The 17,307-nt window shown below is 72.2% G+C and carries 10 protein-coding genes; all 10 read left to right on the top strand.

Annotation, left to right across the window (positions count from 1 at the left end; genetic code table 11):
- Positions 1–58 precede the first annotated feature (58 nt).
- The 10 genes from ACFVWY_RS23585 (at position 59) to ACFVWY_RS23540 (ending at position 17,215) form a co-directional block, all read left to right on the top strand.
- Positions 59–412 (top strand): STAS domain-containing protein, encoded by a 354-nt coding sequence (locus ACFVWY_RS23585; RefSeq protein WP_328318827.1) that lies wholly within the window; start codon positions 59–61, stop codon positions 410–412.
- A gap of 446 nt (positions 413–858) precedes the next feature.
- Positions 859–1,335: an ATP-binding protein gene (locus tag ACFVWY_RS23580; protein WP_389875708.1), complete on the top strand. Its 477-nt coding sequence runs from the start codon at positions 859–861 to the stop codon at positions 1,333–1,335.
- A 350-nt stretch (positions 1,336–1,685) separates the two neighbouring features.
- Positions 1,686–4,073 (top strand): sodium-translocating pyrophosphatase, encoded by a 2,388-nt coding sequence (locus ACFVWY_RS23575; RefSeq protein ID WP_389875705.1) that lies wholly within the window; start codon positions 1,686–1,688, stop codon positions 4,071–4,073.
- 419 nt (positions 4,074–4,492) lie between these two features.
- Positions 4,493–5,128, top strand: coding sequence for a small secreted protein (locus ACFVWY_RS23570; RefSeq protein WP_389875702.1), 636 nt, complete (start codon positions 4,493–4,495; stop codon positions 5,126–5,128).
- 105 nt (positions 5,129–5,233) lie between these two features.
- Positions 5,234–6,748 carry a methyltransferase gene (locus tag ACFVWY_RS23565; RefSeq protein ID WP_389875699.1) on the top strand — a complete coding sequence of 505 codons (1,515 nt, stop codon included), beginning with the start codon at positions 5,234–5,236 and terminating at the stop codon, positions 6,746–6,748.
- 460 nt (positions 6,749–7,208) lie between these two features.
- A complete protein-coding gene (locus ACFVWY_RS23560; RefSeq protein WP_389875696.1) occupies positions 7,209–7,406 on the top strand; it encodes a hypothetical protein in 198 nt (65 codons plus the stop codon).
- Positions 7,407–7,767: 361 nt separating this feature from the next.
- Positions 7,768–10,620 (top strand): type I DNA topoisomerase, encoded by a 2,853-nt coding sequence (gene topA / locus ACFVWY_RS23555; protein ID WP_389875693.1) that lies wholly within the window; start codon positions 7,768–7,770, stop codon positions 10,618–10,620.
- A gap of 192 nt (positions 10,621–10,812) precedes the next feature.
- On the top strand, positions 10,813–13,944 hold the full coding sequence (gene tmk, locus ACFVWY_RS23550; protein ID WP_389875690.1) for a dTMP kinase: 3,132 nt from the start codon (positions 10,813–10,815) through the stop codon (positions 13,942–13,944).
- A gap of 211 nt (positions 13,945–14,155) precedes the next feature.
- Positions 14,156–15,361, top strand: a complete 1,206-nt coding sequence (locus ACFVWY_RS23545) for a DNA polymerase III subunit delta' (protein ID WP_389875687.1) — start codon at positions 14,156–14,158, stop codon at positions 15,359–15,361.
- 300 nt (positions 15,362–15,661) lie between these two features.
- Positions 15,662–17,215, top strand: a complete 1,554-nt coding sequence (locus ACFVWY_RS23540) for an alpha/beta hydrolase (RefSeq protein ID WP_389875684.1) — start codon at positions 15,662–15,664, stop codon at positions 17,213–17,215.
- Positions 17,216–17,307 lie beyond the last annotated feature (92 nt).

Below are 17,307 nucleotides of genomic sequence, written 5' to 3'. Positions count from 1 at the left end.
CCGGCTCCGCCGGGGAGACCGAGGGGCGACCGCTCGATAGCAAGGTGCTGGAGGATCCGTGGACCTGTCCTTGTCGACTCGCAATGTGTCCGGCCCTGGTGGCGACCGTACGGTCGTCGAGGTCGGTGGCGAGATTGATGTGTATACCGCGCCCAAGCTGCGCGAGCAGTTGGTCGAGTTGGTGAATGACGGCAGCTACCACCTGGTTGTCGACATGGAAGGCGTCGACTTCCTCGACTCCACCGGCCTCGGCGTGCTTGTGGGTGGCCTGAAGCGTGTCCGGGCCCATGAGGGCTCGCTGCGCCTGGTCTGCAACCAGGAGCGCATTCTCAAGATCTTCCGGATCACCGGTCTGACCAAGGTGTTCCCGATTCACACCACGGTCGACGACGCCGTGGCGGCCACCGACTGACCGTCGGGTCCGCAGTGGTGTCACCGGTCGGATGGCGGAGCGTTCGGAGGAACGTCGGCCAGTCGGCCGGTGAGGCGTTCTCCGGTGGCCCGGCCGCCCGGTCTTCGGCCGTGCGCCCTTCAGGCGTCCGGTGTCTGGCGTCCGGTGTCTGGCGTCCGGTGTCTGGCGTCCGGCTTCTGGTTTCCGGTGGCCGTCGTCCGATTCGCTCGTCACTGGATCGTCCGTCGTCGGGACAGTCGCCCCGTCGAGGCGCGGCTGGCGGCCGTGCCGGTGGTGGCTGACCGCCCGCACCGCTCGGTGTGGCCGGTCACCCGTACCGATCGGCGGGCGATGACGCGACCGGCACACCGCCGGTGCCGGAAGATGGAACGCGGAAGAAGGAACGGGGACGCCGGGCCGTGCGCCCGGGGCCCTGGATGCACGCCCGTACGTCTGAGGGGGATCGCATGACCACCGTTGAACTCCGCTTCAGTGCCCAGCCCGAACACGTCAGGACGGCCCGCCTCGTGGCAGCCGCCGTGGCACGCCGGGCCGGGGTCGACGAAGCCGTGCTCGACGAGGTCAGGCTCGCCGTCGGCGAGGCCTGCAGCCGCGCGGTCGGCCTGCACCGCAACCATGGCATCACCGCTCCCGTGTCCGTCGCCCTGATCGAGGAGGAGAAGTCCTTCTCCGTCGAGGTCAGCGACGAGGTGCCGGGGCCGGGCGCGGATTCCGTTTCCGGCGGGCCCGGCAGCGCGAGCGGCACCACGACGGGCCCGGCGGGACTCGACGAGCCGGATCGCGAGAGCGAAGCGGACGGCGAGGACGAGATGGGACTCGCGGTCATCAGCGGTCTCGTCGATGACGTGGAGGTGTGGTCGGGGGCCAAGGGCGGAGTGATCCGTATGAGCTGGCCGAAGACGCCCGAGCCCGTGCTGCCGTAGTCCACCGCGCTCTTCTGGCCCGGTACCGACCTGTGAACCGGTCGTCGGCATGCCGAGCCGGTGCCAACCGGTTGCCGACATGCCGCCCCGGTTGGCAGAGCGCCTCGGCGCTGATGGGGTGCTGATCCGGTTTTTGAGGCCCTGCCGAGCAGGGCCTCTTTCGTTTATGCGTGATCAGTAATCCGCGGAGAACGCTCCTGCCCCATTACTGCATTCAGGTAGATCCCGGGGTGCGATCATTTATCAGCCGGCCGGTGAAGGGTAATGAAATGTACCCGCACGCTGTTTTGACCGGCTCCCGCTCCCTACAATTCGTCCACGTCTTGAGCGCTGAGCTTCAAGGAGGACGTATGGCGGAGTTCTTCAACACCCCACTGGCCGTACTGGCGCAAGAATCCGCATTCTCAGCACCCTCCGGCCGATCCGCATCCATGGCGGCCGTGGTCCTCACCGACAGCAATCGGGCCATCGTGGTCGGCGTCGCGGCCGTCGCCCTTGCCGCGCTGGTGGTCGCCGGGCTGCTGGTGCGCCAGGTGCTGGCGGCCGGCGAGGGGACCGAGCGTATGAAGTCGATCGCGGCCGCCGTCCAGGAGGGCGCGAACGCCTATCTGGCCCGGCAGCTGCGGACGGTCGGCGTCTTCGCCGCGGTGGTTTTCTTCCTGCTTCTGCTGCTTCCGGCAGACAACTGGTCGCAGCGTGCGGGGCGTTCGTTGTTCTTCCTGGTGGGTGCGACTTTCTCGGCGGCCACCGGATACATCGGTATGAGGCTCGCCGTGCGCAGCAATGTCCGTGTGGCGGCTGCTGCGCGTGAGGCGACTCCTGGGGAAGGCGAGCCGGAAAAGGACCTCACCGCTGTTTCGCACCGGGCGATGAAGATCGCATTTCGTACCGGTGGTGTGGTCGGCATGATCACCGTGGGCCTCGGGCTGTTCGGTGCGTCGTGCGTCGTGTTCGTCTACGCCGCCGAGGCTCCGAAGGTGCTGGAGGGCTTCGGCCTCGGCGCCGCGCTGATCGCCATGTTCATGCGAGTCGGTGGCGGCATCTTCACCAAGGCGGCGGATGTCGGCGCCGACCTCGTCGGCAAGGTCGAACAGGGCATCCCGGAGGACGATCCGCGCAACGCGGCCACCATCGCCGACAACGTGGGCGACAACGTCGGCGACTGCGCGGGCATGGCGGCCGACCTCTTCGAGTCGTACGCCGTGACGCTCGTCGCCGCGCTCATCCTCGGCACGGCCGCCTTCGGCGACTCGGGGCTGGCCTTCCCGCTGATCGTTCCGGCGGTCGGGGTGGTCACCGCCATGATCGGGATCTTCGCGGTCGCCCCGCGGCGCGCCGACCGCAGCGGAATGACGGCGATCAACCGCGGCTTCTTCGTCTCCGCGGTGGTCTCGCTGGCACTGGTCGCGGTGAGTGCCTTCCTCTACCTGCCGTCCTCGTACGCGGATCTGGACGGTGTCACCGACCCTGCGATCACCTCGCACGGCGGTGACCCGCGGATCTTCGCCCTGGTCGCCGTCGCCATCGGCATCGTGCTGGCCGCCCTGATCCAGCAGCTGACCGGCTACTTCACCGAGACCGACCGGCGGCCGGTCAGGGACATCGGCAAGTCCTCGCTGACCGGCCCGGCCACCGTGGTCCTCGCCGGTGTCTCCGTCGGGCTGGAGTCCGCCGTCTACACGGCGCTGCTGATCGGCCTGGGGGTGTACGGGGCGTTCCTGCTCGGCGGCACGTCGATCATGCTGGCGCTCTTCGCCGTGGCCCTGGCGGGGACCGGGCTGCTCACCACCGTCGGTGTCATCGTCGCCATGGACACCTTCGGCCCGGTCTCGGACAACGCGCAGGGCATCGCCGAGATGTCCGGCGACGTGACGGGGGCCGGTGCGCAGGTGCTCACCGACCTGGACGCCGTCGGCAACACGACCAAGGCCATCACCAAGGGCATCGCCATCGCCACCGCCGTGCTGGCGGCGTCGGCGCTCTTCGGCTCGTACCGCGACGCGATCGCCACTGCGGTCGACGACGTGGGGGCCAGGGCCGGGGAGATGACGCTCAGCCTGGACATCTCGCAGCCCAACAACCTGGTGGGCCTGATCCTCGGAGCGGCGGTCGTCTTCCTCTTCTCCGGCCTCGCGATCAGCGCGGTGTCGCGGTCGGCGGGGGCCGTGGTCTACGAGGTGCGACGGCAGTTCCGCGAGCACCCCGGGATCATGGACCACACGGAGAAACCGGAGTACGGGCGCGTGGTCGACATCTGCACCAAGGACGCCCTGCGCGAGCTCGCCACGCCCGGGTTGCTGGCTGTCATGGCGCCCATCGCCGTCGGCTTCACACTCGGGGTCGGGGCACTGGGTTCCTATCTCGCGGGTGCCATCGGGACCGGCACGCTGATGGCGGTCTTCCTCGCCAACTCCGGCGGCGCGTGGGACAACGCGAAGAAGCTCGTCGAGGACGGCCACCACGGCGGGAAGGGCAGCGAGGCCCATGCCGCGACCGTCATCGGCGACACGGTGGGCGACCCGTTCAAGGACACGGCGGGCCCGGCGATCAACCCGCTGCTCAAGGTGATGAACCTGGTCGCCCTGCTCATCGCCCCGGCGGTGGTGCAGTTCAGCTACGGGCAGGACGCGAGCGCCGGTGTGCGGGCGGTGGCGGCGGCGGTCGCCGTGGCGGTCATCGTCGGCGCGGTCTACGTCTCCAAGCGGCGCGGGATCGCGGTGGGAGCCGAGGACGCGTAGCAGGGCCGCGGCCACCGGCACCAGGTGATAGGGGCCGGTGGCCGCTCTTCCGCGGCCGCTCTCGCGTGGTCGCCGACCTGCGGCCGGTGTCCGGTCAACGGCCGGGTGGGGCAGGTCTGCTGGGGTTCCGCCCGGATGCCCGGATGCCCGGATGCCCGGACGGCTGGCCGCCCGGATGACTGGACGGGCGGTAGGGCCCGTGGTCCCTCGCTCCGGAGGCCATCGATTCCCCGCCCCGTTCAGGTGGCGGTTCGCACAGGCGTTCCCGCCCTTCGGGGGCTGTGCGGGTGAGGTGTATCTCCTTCGTTTCCCTTGGTGCAAATGGCTGCAAAAGCACATTCATCGGATGTCCGGCATCCGAGGAGAGGGTGCTCGCCGTGTAAGTTCCGGGGCCGAGAGTCTTGGAAGGGACCGATCCGGTGAACAAGAAGCTTGCGGCCGCGCTTTCCTGCGGTGCGGTACTGGTACTGACGCTGTCGGGGTGCAGCGACGACGACAACAGCGCCAAGGTGAACGACTGGTCCAAGAAGGTCTGCGACAAGGTCCAGCCGCAGCTCCAGAAGATCGCGAACGCCAACGCCGCCATCCAGCAGCAGACCGCGGACAACAGCAAGCCCGTCGATGTCCAGAAGACCGACTCGGCCGCCTTCCAGCAGATTTCGCAGGCGTACAAGGCGCTGGGCTCGGCGGTCGACGCCGCCGGTCCGCCGCCGGTCGACGGCGGCGAGACCACGCAGAAGGAGGCCGTGAAGGAGCTCAATGCCTCCTCCGTGGCATACGCGAACCTGCAGAAGAAGGTCGACGCGCTGGACACGAAGGACCAGGCCAAGTTCGCCGACGGTCTCAAGGGCATCGCGAACGAACTCACCAAGATCAGCAGCAGTGGTGACGAGTCGTTGAAGAAGCTCCAGTCCGGCGAGGTAGGTGCCGCGATGGCCAAGCAGGAGGGCTGCCAGAAGCCGAAGGCCTCGGTGCCGTCGAAGGAGACCGGTGCGTCCGAGGGCGCCACCAAGCCGTCGGAGCCCGCCTCGGCCGCGCCCGGCAAGAAGGGGTGACGGACCGGCGGAGGCGCCCGGTGTGACGCGGCGCGCGAGTGGTCCGCAGGGCCCCGCGGGCGGCGGGCCGCTGCCGTTGTCGGCGGGAGCGGACACAATGGGTGGGTGAGTACGACCAGCCTCCCCGCGCCCGACCGTTCGCCCCGGCTCCGCGAAGCCCTGCTCGCCGCCGCCTTCACCGCCGACGGCCTCCTCGACCTGCTGGGCGCGCCCGCCTACGCCGCGCTCGCCCGCAGCGAGACGGTCCCGGCGCTCCGCGCGACCCGGGGCGGCTCCCCGCTCGAGACGCTGGTGCGGCTCTTCCTGCTCCAGCAGCCCGTGCCGTACGAGCGGGCCCGCGCCGCGCTGCCGCTGGCGGAGTGCGCCGAGGACGGCTGGGTGACCCGCGACGGCGACGAGGTGCGGGCCACCGTCGACGTACGGCCCTACGGCGGCCCCGAGGGGCAGGACTGGTACATCGTCTCCGACCTGGGCTGCGCGGTCGGCGGCGCGGGCGGCATCGGTTCGCGTGAGGAGGGCGTGGTCCTGGGCGTCGGCGGGGCGTCCACCACGCTCGCCGGGATCACCGTCCGCAGACCTGTCGCCTCCGCGCTCGACATCGGTACGGGCTCCGGCATCCAGGCGCTGCACGCCGCGCAGCACGCCACCCACGTCACGGCCACCGATCTCAATCCGCGGGCGCTGGAGTTCACCCGGCTGACCCTCGCCCTGTCCGGCGCCGCCCCGGCCGAGCTGCACCAGGGATCGCTGTACGAGCCGGTCGGCGCCGCGACGTACGACCTGATCGTCTCCAACCCGCCGTTCGTCATCTCGCCCGGCGCCCGCCTCACCTACCGTGACGGCGGGATGGGCGGCGACGACCTGTGCCGGACGCTGGTGCAGCAGACGGGTGAGCGGCTGAACGAAGGGGGCTACGCCCACTTCCTCGCCAACTGGCAGCACGTCGAGGGCGAGGAGTGGCAGCACCGGCTGAGCTCCTGGGTGCCGCACGGCTGCGACGCCTGGATCGTGCAGCGCGAGGTGCAGGACGTCACGCAGTACGCGGAGCTGTGGCTGCGCGACAGCGGCGACCACCGCACGGACCCCGCGGAGTACGCCGCGCGGTACGACGCCTGGCTGGACGAGTTCGAGGCCCGCAAGACCAAGGGCGTCGGCTTCGGCTGGATCACACTGCGCAAGTCCGCCGCGGCCGCCGCCGGCCGGCCGTCCGTCGTGATCGAGGAGTGGCCGCACGCGGTGGAACAGCCGCTCGGCCCGGCCGTCGAGGCCCACTTCGCCCGTCAGGACTACCTCCGCGAGCAGGACGACGCGGCGCTCCTGGCCGGGCACTTCGTCCTGGCCGCCGAGGTCGTGCAGGAACAGGTCGGGCTGCCCGGCGCGGAAGACCCGGAGCATGTGGTGCTCCGTCAGAACCGCGGTATGCGGCGCGCGACGAAGGTCGACGCGGTGGGCGCAGGGTTCGCCGGGGTCTGCGACGGGACGCTGCCCGCGGGCCGGATCCTGGACGCGATCGCCCAGCTGATGAACGAGGACCCGGTGCTGTTGCGCGACCGGACGCCGCAGGCGATCCGGCTGCTGGTCGAGGAGGGCTTCCTGGAGCCGGTTCCCGCGGCGGGCTGACCGCCCGGGTGCGCTTCCGGGGCAACGCCCGGGGGGCGCCCGGGGTGGCCTGGGACCGGCCGGGACGCGGCGGAGCGTCGGCCCGGGTGCTTCGAGGGCGTGCCGGGGGAGAACCGGGCGCTTCGGGAGAGTGCCGGGGAAGGACTGTTGAGCGTCGGGGCTCTGCCGGAGCGTGCGCCGGTGCGTGTGGTGCAGGCGCTCCGCTCCCGGCCCGGCGTGCGCCCTCGTACGTGAGGAGGGCCCCCGCGACCAGCGCCTTCGGGTGTCCCGCCGACGACGGACCCCGGCGTCCACGGATTCCGTATAGGACGCACCACACGGAGGCGGTGAAGCCGGGGCGAGACGGGTGGATCCGGCCATTCACCCGGGGTTCGCATCAACGACGCCCGGGGGTGGCAGCCTCCTTCTGGCCGGGACGGGCACCTGCCCCGGCCGGGCCGGGACCGGGAGGCGTACGGACATGGAGAGCGGACCTGCGGTCCTCGCCGGAGCGGCGTTCGCGCTGTTCGGCGCCGCGCTGCTGCTGTGGACGGGAACGCGTGTACTGCACCGCGCGCCGGTGGCGCACGGCGTGAGTCCCGCCGCCTCCGCACTCCTCGCCACCGTGTTCGGCGTACTTTTTCTCGTCCTCGGCGTGTGGTGCTTCACCCGGGTCTGAGCGCGCGGCCGAGGGGGCGTACCAGGCCGGGCCGGACCGGGCCGTGCGGCCGGTGCGGTGGCGGGGAAGCGGCGGAAGGCGGCGGGGAACACGCCCGGCCCGCACCCGGCCCGTCGTCCGTGCCCGCACCGCCGCGACCACCCTCGTAAACCCGCAGGCAGCGACCGTGTACCGGGCGTATAGGGCGGTCCGGGCGGCAGGAATGCCGGAAGTCGGGTTACCGTTCGAGTGGCCGTTGCGGGCTTTTGCCGTTTGACACGGGGGCGGGTTGTACCGTCACACTCCGCAGCGACAGCACCATCGGCAGCGCCGCCGCGCTGCCCGGATGCCCACCGAGCGTCGACCGGAGAGAAGAGCGAAGTTGTCCCCGACCAGCGAGACCGCACAGGGCGGCCGCCGACTCGTCATCGTCGAGTCGCCTGCCAAGGCGAAGACGATCAAGGGCTACCTCGGCCCCGGATACGTCGTCGAGGCGAGCGTCGGGCACATCCGCGACCTCCCGAACGGCGCCGCCGAGGTCCCGGACGAGTACACCGGCGAGGTCCGTCGGCTCGGCGTCGACGTCGAGCACGACTTCCAGCCCGTCTATGTCGTCAACGCGGACAAGAAGGCACAGGTCAGGAAGCTCAAGCAGCTGCTGGCCGAGTCCGACGAACTCTTCCTCGCCACCGATGAGGACCGCGAGGGCGAGGCCATCGCGTGGCACCTCCAGGAAGTTCTGAAGCCCAAGGTCCCGGTGCACCGGATGGTCTTCCACGAGATCACCAAGGACGCGATCCGGGCCGCCGTCGCCAACCCGCGCGAGCTCAACCAGCGCATGGTCGACGCCCAGGAGACCCGCCGCATCCTCGACCGGCTGTACGGCTACGAGGTCTCGCCGGTCCTGTGGAAGAAGGTCATGCCGCGCCTGTCGGCCGGCCGCGTCCAGTCCGTGGCGACGCGGCTCGTCGTCGAGCGGGAGCGCGAGCGCATCGCCTTCCGCTCCGCCGAGTACTGGGACCTCACCGGCACCTTCGCCACCGGCCGCGCCGGTGACGCGTCGGACCCGTCGACGCTCACCGCCCGCCTGAGCACGGTCGACGGCCGCCGCATCGCGCAGGGCCGCGACTTCGGTCCGGACGGACGGCTGAAGTCCGGCTCCGGCCAGGTGCTGCACCTGGACGAGACGAGCGCCCGCGCCCTGGCCGCCGCGCTCGCCGGGTCCTCCTTCGCCGTACGGTCCGTCGAGTCGAAGCCGTACCGCCGCTCCCCGTACGCGCCGTTCCGGACGACGACCCTCCAGCAGGAGGCGAGCCGGAAGCTGGGCTTCGGGGCCAAGGCCACCATGCAGGTCGCGCAGAAGCTGTACGAGAACGGCTTCATCACCTATATGCGTACCGACTCCACGACCCTCTCGGACACCGCGGTCACCGCCGCCCGTGCCCAGGTCACCCAGCTCTACGGCGCCGACTACCTGCCGGAGAAGCCGCGCACGTACGCCGGGAAGGTCAAGAACGCGCAGGAGGCGCACGAGGCGATCCGCCCCTCCGGTGACCGCTTCCGCACCCCCGCCGAGACCGGCCTGAGCGGCGACCAGTTCCGGCTGTACGAGCTGATCTGGAAGCGGACCGTCGCCTCCCAGATGAAGGACGCGGTCGGCAACTCCGTCACCGTCAAGATCGGTGGCCGGGCGAGCGACGGCCGGGACGCCGAGTTCTCCGCGTCCGGCAAGACGATCACCTTCCACGGCTTCATGAAGGCGTACGTCGAGGGCGCCGACGACCCGAACGCCGAGCTGGACGACCGCGAGCGCCGCCTGCCGCAGGTCGCCGAGGGCGACGCGCTGTCCGCCGGGGAGATCACGGCCGACGGCCACGCCACCAAGCCGCCCGCCCGCTACACCGAGGCCTCGCTGGTCAAGGAGCTGGAGGAGCGCGAGATCGGCCGCCCGTCGACGTACGCGTCGATCATCGGCACGATCCTGGACCGCGGCTACGTCTTCAAGAAGGGCACCGCGCTCGTCCCGTCGTTCCTGTCGTTCGCCGTGGTGAACCTGCTGGAGAAGCACTTCGGCCGGCTCGTCGACTACGACTTCACCGCGAAGATGGAGGACGACCTCGACCGGATCGCGCGCGGCGAGGCCCAGTCCGTGCCGTGGCTCAAGCGCTTCTACTTCGGCGCGGGCGACGACCAGGCGGGCGCGGGAGCGGCCTCCGACGCGGGCAACGGCGACGGCGACCACCTCGGCGGTCTGAAGGAGCTGGTCACCGACCTCGGCGCGATCGACGCCCGGGAGATCTCCTCCTTCCCCGTCGGCAACGACATCAAGCTGCGGGTCGGCCGCTACGGGCCGTACATCGAGCGCGGCGAGAAGGACGCGGAGGGCCACCAGCGCGCGGACGTGCCGGAGGACCTGGCACCCGACGAGCTGTCCGTGGAGTACGCGGAGGAGCTGCTGGCCAAGCCCAGCGGCGATTTCGAACTCGGCGCGGACCCGGTCACCGGCCACCAGATCATCGCCAAGGACGGGCGCTACGGCCCGTACGTCACCGAGGTGCTGCCCGAGGGCACGCCGAAGACCGGCAAGAACGCGGTGAAGCCGCGGACCGCCTCGCTCTTCAAGTCCATGTCGCTGGACACGGTGACGCTGGCCGACGCGCTCCGGCTGATGTCGCTGCCGCGGGTCGTCGGCGAGGACGCCGAGGGCGTCGAGATCACCGCGCAGAACGGCCGCTACGGCCCGTACCTGAAGAAGGGCACGGACTCGCGCTCGCTCACCTCCGAGGAGCAGCTCTTCGACATCACCCTCGAAGAGGCGCTCGCGATCTACGCCCAGCCCAAGCAGCGCGGCCGGGCCGCCGCCAAGCCGCCGCTGAAGGAACTGGGCACGGACCCGGTCAGCGGAGCCCCCGTCGTGGTCAAGGACGGCCGCTTCGGCGCGTACGTCACCGATGGCGAGACGAACGCGACGCTGCGCACCGGCGACAGCGTCGAGGAGATCACGCCGGAGCGCGGCTACGAGCTGCTCGCCGAGAAGCGGGCCAAGGGCCCCGCCAAGAAGAAGACGGCGAAGAAGGCCCCGGCCAAGAAGACCGCGGCGACGGCCAAGAAGACGACCGCGAAGAAGACGGCGGCCAAGAAGACCACCGCGGCCGCCAAGAAGACCACGGCGAAGAAGGCCCCGGCCAAGAAGACCGCGGCGAAGAAGACGGCCTCGGCGTCCGTGGAGGACTGACCGGCCGGCCGCGCGGGATCGCGTACCGGAGGGGGCCGGGGTTTCCCGGCCCCCTCCGGCGCGTGTGCGCCCGGCCACGGCGGCGCGCAACGGGCGGCGCGGGCACGCGTGGGTCACGGAACGGGCGGCGCGAGCGGGCGTATGTTCGGACGGGGCCCCCGGGGACCTCACCGCTCCGGATAGGCTGGGCGGATGACGCGAGCCGAGCAGCCAACGGTCGTGAGCCCCACCTCCGACACACTTGCCGCAGACTCACGGGAGCGCGCCGTACGAGCGCTGTTGCGTGTTCCCCCGCTGAAGCGGTTGTGGAGCGCGCAGCTCATCGGCAGTACCGGCGATGCCCTCGCCCTTCTCGTACTGGTGCTGATGTCGCTGCAGGCGGCGGTCCTGGAGGGCTCCTTCGGAACCGGTTACCGGGGTGCGGCGTTCGCCGTCGCCGCGGTCTTCGGTGCCCGGATTCTGGCCACCTTGATCTTCGGAGCCGTACTCCTCGGCCCCCTGACGACCCTCACCACGCCCGGCGGGCCGCTGGACCGGCGGTGGCTGATGATCGGGACGGACGGGCTGCGGCTCGCGCTGCTGGTCGTCGCGCCGCTGTGGATCGACTGGATGCCCGGCAAGGCGCTGATGATGATCCTCATCACCGTCTTCGTCACGGGCGCCGCCGAACGCCTGTGGACGGTCGCCAAGGACGGCGCCGCCCCCGCGCTGCTGCCCGCCCCGCCCATCGAGGGTGCCGTGGTGCGTCCCCTGCCCGACCGTCTGGACGCGCTGCGCCGGCTCTCCATCCGTACCGACTTCGCCGCGATCCCCGCCGCGGCGGTCGTCCTGCTGATCACCACGCTCGTCGGCGAGCTGCTGGGATCGGGCCTGGAGTGGTTCTCGTTCCACCAGGCGGCCCTCGGCTCGTACGTCGCGGCCGGGCTCTTCTCGGCGTCGGTCTCCACCCTGTACTTCCTGGAGCTGCCCGGTACGCAGACCCCGCGCCCGCGCTCCCCGCTGGAGGGCCTGCGCCGCCCGTCGGCCGGAGGCGGACCCGACCGGGGCCGCACCGGGGCCATCCCGCTGATCGTCGGCGCTTCGGCCGCGGTCGCCGGGGCGATCGCCGCGGCCGCCGCCGTCTCCGTGCTGCACGCCGCGGACCTGGGCGGCGGGCCCGCCACCTTCGCCCTGCTGGTCCTGGCCCTGACCGGGGCCACCGGCGTCGGCGTCCGGACCGCGCAGAAGGTGCTGCCCACGCTGTCGCGGCGCCGCCTGTTCGCCCTGGCCACCGCCGTCACCGGGATCGCGCTGCTGGTCATGGGCCTGGTGCCGGACACCGCGACCGTGCTGATGATCGCGGTGCTCGCCGGTTACGCCGCCGGGGTCGCCGCCCACACCGGGCACGCCCTGGCCGACCAGGAGACCGAGGAGTCCCGGCGGGCCCGGACCACCGAGCACCTCCAGGCCGTCGTGCGGGTCCTGATCGCGCTCGGCGCGCTGGCCGGTCCGCTGCTGGCCGCCGCGATCGGCACCCACCGGCTGGGCTCCGGCGACTTCGTCTTCGAGCACGGCGGCGCGGCCTTCGCGCTGATGCTGATCGGCGCGCTGCTGCTGCCGGTCGCCGCGATCGTCCTCGCGAAGACCGACGACCGCTCCGGCGTACCGCTCCGCCGCGACCTGCGTGAGGCGGTGCGCGGCGGCGACCCGGCCGTGGCCCCCGCCGCGACCGGCTTCTTCATCGCGCTGGAGGGCGGTGACGGGGCGGGCAAGTCCACCCAGGCCGAGGCGCTCGCCGACTGGATCCGGGCCAAGGGCCACGAGGTCGTCGTCACCCGCGAGCCGGGCGCCACCCCGGTCGGCAAGCGGCTGCGCTCGATCCTGCTGGACGTCTCGTCGGCCGGGCTGTCCAACCGGGCCGAGGCCCTGCTGTACGCCGCCGACCGCGCCGAGCACATCGACTCGGTCGTCCGTCCGGCGCTGGAGCGCGGCGCGATCGTCATCTCCGACCGCTACATCGACTCGTCCGTCGCCTACCAGGGCGCGGGCCGCGACCTCGCGCCGACCGAGATCGCCCGGATCTCCCGCTGGGCGACCGGCGGGCTGGTACCGCATCTGACGGTGCTGCTGGACGTCGCCCCGGAGACCGCGAGGGAACGGTTCACCGAGGCTCCCGACCGGCTGGAGTCCGAGCCGCCCGAGTTCCACGCCCGGGTGCGGTCCGGCTTCCTGACCCTGGCCGCGGCCGACCCGAACCGCTATCTGGTCGTGGACGCGGGCCAGGAGCCCGAGGCCATCACCACCGTCGTACGCCATCGGCTCGACCAGCTCCTGCCGCTCTCCGAGGCCGAGATCAAGGCCCAGGAGGAGGCGCGCCGGGCTGCCGAGGAGGAGGCCAGGCGCAAGGCCGAGGAAGAGGCGGCCCGCAAGGCCGAGGAGGAGCGGCTGGAGCGCGAGCGGGAGGCCCAGCTCGCCAAGCTCCGCGCCGAGGAGGAGGAGCGCAAGGCCCGCGAGCTGGAGGAGGCCCGCCGCCGCGAGGCCGAACGCCAGGCGGAGGAGGCCCGGCAGCGCGCCGAGGAGGCCCGCCGGGTCGCCGAGGAGGAGCGGGCCAGGCGGGAGGCCGAGGAGGCGGCCCGCGAGGCCGAGCAGGCCCGGCTGCGCCGGAAGGCCGAGGAGGACGCCCGGCTGCGCAAGGAGGCCGAGGCGCTGCGGCTGGAGAAGCAGCGGAAGGCCGAGGAGGCGCTGCTGCGGGCCGAGCAGGCGCGCAGGCAGGCGGAGGCCGAGGCCGCCGAGGCGGCGGAGCGGGCCCGCGCGGAGGCTGCCGCGGCGGCGTCCGTGCCGGAGAACGAGATCACGGTGCCGACGCCGATCATCGACCCGAACGACGTGACGCAGCAGGTACCCGCGCCGGACGGCCCGGACGCGCGCGCCGACGAGGCCGAGACGACGATGATCCCGAAGATCCACGACGGGGCCGGCCGCTCCGGGTGGTCCGACGGGTCGGAAGAGACGACGGTCCTCCCGCCGGTACGGGATGTCCCGGAGGTCCGGGACGCCGATCCGGCGGACCGGGTTCCGCGTGGCATCTTCCGCGACGAGCGCCCGGGGGGATCCGCGGCGGAGAGCGAGAACGAGCGGACCCGGGAGCTGCCGCAGGTCGGCGACGCGCAGCCGGTCCGGGACCAGGGCGGCCGGGGCCGCCGCCCGCGCCCCGACTGGGCCGAGGAGACTCCGCTGGACGATCTGCCGTCGCTGGCGGACGAACTGCTGGGCGAGCGCCGCGACGAGCCGCACGACGACGAGGGGCCGGGCCGCTCGGGCCGGGGCCGTCGTCCGCGCCGCTGACCGGCGAGTGGTGACGGCCGCCGGGCGGGGAGTCTCCTGCCCGGCGGCTGTGCTGCTGGGAGCCTCCTCCCCGGTTGCCGTGTCGCTGGGAACCCCTCTGCCCGGCGGCCGTGCTGCCGGGATTGTCAGACCCGTCCCCCACAATGGGAGCCGGACCGGGCCAACCGGACCGGCACACCGAGACCGCACAGCGCCGAAAGGGCGGTGACCCATGTCCGTCTGGGACGACCTGGTCGGCCAGGACCAGGTGGAGGAGCAGCTCGGCGCCGCCGCTCGGGACGCCGACGCGCTGGTCACCGCCGGGGCCGCGGGGGAGCCGGTCCCGTCCACGTCGAAGATGACCCATGCCTGGCTGTTCACCGGACCGCCCGGCTCCGGCCGGGCCACCGCCGCCCGTGCCTTCGCCGCCGCTCTCCAGTGCACCAGCCCTGACCGCGCCCTGGGCGGCGCCCCCGGCTGCGGCTTCTGCGACGGCTGCCACACCAGCCTCATCGGCACGCACGCCGACGTCGAAGTGGTCCGTACGGACCTGCTCTCCATCGGTGTGAAGGAGACCCGGGAGCTGGTCCGCCGCGCCCAGCTCTCCCCGGCGGTGGGCCGCTGGCAGGTCATCGTCCTGGAGGACGCCGACCGCCTCACCGAGGGCGCGGGGAATGTCCTGCTGAAGGCGGTCGAGGAGCCCGCGCCCCGCACGGTGTGGCTGCTCTGCGCGCCCTCCCTGGAAGACGTGCTGCCCACCATCCGCTCCCGCTGCCGCCACCTCACGCTGCGCACGCCCCCCGTGGACGCGGTCGCCGATGTCCTGGTCCGGCGGGACGGCGTCGAGCCGGAGCGGGCCGCGTTCGCCGCCCGTGCCACGCAGGGCCACATCGACCGGGCCCGTCGCCTCGCGACCGACGAGCGGGCCCGCTCGCGCCGCGCGGCTGTGCTCAGGCTTCCGTTGCGGGTCGAGGACATCGGAGGCTGCCTCAAGGCGGCCCAGGAGCTGATCGACACCGCCACCGATGACGCCAGACAGGTCTCCGAGGAGGTCGACGTCAAGGAGACGGAGGAGATGAAGGCCGCGCTCGGCGCCGCCGCCGGGGGACGGCTGCCGCGCGGCACCGCCGGGGTGATGAAGGAGCTGGAGGACCGGCAGAAGCGCCGCAAGACGCGTACGCAGCGCGACAGCCTCGATCTCGCGCTCACCGACCTGACCGGCTTCTACCGCGATGTGCTGGCCATCCAGCTGGGCTCCCGGATCGCTATCGCCAACACCGATGCCGAGGACGCCCTCGACCGCATCGCCCGCTCCTCCACACCCGAGCGCACCCTGCGCCGGATAGAGGCGGTGATCGCCTGCCGCCGGGCCCTGGACCGCAATGTGGCGCCGCTCCTCGCGGTCGAGGCCATGACGATGGCCCTGCGCGCGGGCTAGGGTCTTTCGTTTGGATCAGGCTGGATCAGGGAGCGGGGGCTGGTGCGTGCAGCTGCAAGGCGGAGGAAGGAGCCGACGCGGAGCGTCGGTGACTGACGACGACGCGGCAGATGTGCGTGCCGGCCCCCGCGAGCCCGGCATGATCCAAACGAGAGGCCCTAGGGGACGTCTGACACGGGCTGCGGCGTCACGCACGCAGGGGCCGGGCATCCCCCTGGGCGGGCCCGGCCCGTGAGGGCCCCTTCACCCGTACGGGGAGCGAATCGGGCGAATGGGTGCGAGGCGGCTACGCTTCCGGGGATGGACCCCAGGCGTTCGTTCCGCATCCTCGCCACCGCGCTGCTCGGCACGGCCGGTCTGCTCGTCTCCGGCTGCACGGATGGCGGTTCGGCGGCCTCCGTGCCGCCCCCGGGCGCCTCGTCCGCGGCGTCCGCCCCGGCGGTCCCCGCCGCACTCGCGTCGTACTACGGACAGCGGCTGAAATGGCGGGACTGCGGCGTCGAGGGGTTCCAGTGCGCCACGATGAAGGCGCCGCTGGACTACGCGAAGCCGGACGGCGGCGACATCGGGCTGGCCGTGTCCCGCAAGGCGGCCACCGGACCCGGCGAGCGGATCGGTTCCCTCCTGGTGAACCCGGGCGGCCCCGGCGGCTCGGCCGTCGAGTACCTCCAGAGCTACGCCGGGATCGGCTACCCCGAACAGGTCCGGGCCCGCTACGACATGGTCGCCGTGGACCCGCGCGGGGTGGCCCGGAGCGAGCCGGTCGTCTGCCTCACCGGTGCGCAGATGGACCGCTACACCCAGGTCGACCAGACCCCGGACGACGCCGCCGAGGTCACCGCGCTGAACAACGCGTACCAGCAGTTCGCGCAGGGCTGCGAGAAGCGCTCCGGCGAGATCCTGCCGCATGTCTCCACCGTCGACACGGCCCGCGACATGGACATCCTGCGGGCCGTGCTCGGCGACGAGGAGCTGCGTTACGTCGGGGCGTCCTACGGCACCTTCCTCGGCGCGACGTACGCCGAGCTCTTCCCCGCCCGGGTCGGCCGGCTGGTCCTCGACGGCGCGATGGACCCCTCGCTGGACGCCGTGGAGCTGAACCGGGACCAGACCGCGGGCTTCGAGACCGCCTTCCAGGCCTTCGCCGCCGACTGCGTGAAGAACGCGGACTGCCCGCTCGGCACCACCTCGACCGCCGACGCCGCCACCCGCATGAAGCGGCTCTTCGCCGATCTGGACGCCCGCCCGGTCGCCACCGGCGACCCCCGCAGGCTCACCGAGTCCCTGGCCACCACGGGGGTCATCGCCGCCATGTACGACGAGTCGGCCTGGCCCCAGCTCCGTGAAGCCGTCGCCGCCGCCCAGAACGGTGACGGCTCCGGCCTGCTCGCCCTGTCGGACAGCTACTACGAGCGCGAGCCGAACGGCTCGTACGCCAACCTCATGTTCGCCAACGCCGCCGTGAACTGCCTGGACCAGCCGCCCGCCTTCGCCGACGCCAAGGCCGCCACCCGGGCCGCCCCGAACTTCGAGAAGGCGTCCCCGGTCTTCGGTGAGTCCTTCACCTGGGCCGCCCTGAACTGCGCCGACTGGCCCGTCCCGGCCACCGGCACCCCCCACCGCATCAAGGCCGAGGGCGCCGCCCCGATCGTCGTGGTCGGCACCACCCGCGACCCGGCCACCCCGTACAAGTGGGCCCGCTCCCTGGCCGGGCAGCTCTCCTCCGGCACCCTCCTCACGTACCAGGGCGACGGCCACACGGCCTACGGCCGCGGCAGCGACTGCATCGACACCGCGATCAACGTCTATCTCCTGGAGGGCACCCCGCCCGCCCGGGACAAGAAGTGCTCCTGACCTGCACAGACGGCCAACACCAGGGCTGGTACGAAGCACCCTCGGAAACTGTGTAGACTTGGCGACGCTGCTGATCGCACCATGGTGCGACA

The sequence above is a fragment of the Streptomyces sp. NPDC058195 genome (genome assembly GCF_042883525.1).
Classification (GTDB): domain Bacteria; phylum Actinomycetota; class Actinomycetes; order Streptomycetales; family Streptomycetaceae; genus Streptomyces.
This window is presented reverse-complemented; position numbering and strand designations above follow the sequence as displayed.

Excerpts from the sequence above, each read along its gene's own strand:
- ACFVWY_RS23580 (WP_389875708.1), top strand. The coding sequence starts at position 859 with ATGACCACCGTTGAACTCCGCTTCAGTGCCCAGCCCGAACACGTCAGG.
- ACFVWY_RS23575 (WP_389875705.1), top strand. The coding sequence starts at position 1,686 with ATGGCGGAGTTCTTCAACACCCCACTGGCCGTACTGGCGCAAGAATCC.
- ACFVWY_RS23560 (WP_389875696.1), top strand. The coding sequence starts at position 7,209 with ATGGAGAGCGGACCTGCGGTCCTCGCCGGAGCGGCGTTCGCGCTGTTC.
- tmk (WP_389875690.1), top strand. The coding sequence starts at position 10,813 with ATGACGCGAGCCGAGCAGCCAACGGTCGTGAGCCCCACCTCCGACACA.
- ACFVWY_RS23545 (WP_389875687.1), top strand. The coding sequence starts at position 14,156 with ATGTCCGTCTGGGACGACCTGGTCGGCCAGGACCAGGTGGAGGAGCAG.
- ACFVWY_RS23540 (WP_389875684.1), top strand. The coding sequence starts at position 15,662 with ATGGACCCCAGGCGTTCGTTCCGCATCCTCGCCACCGCGCTGCTCGGC.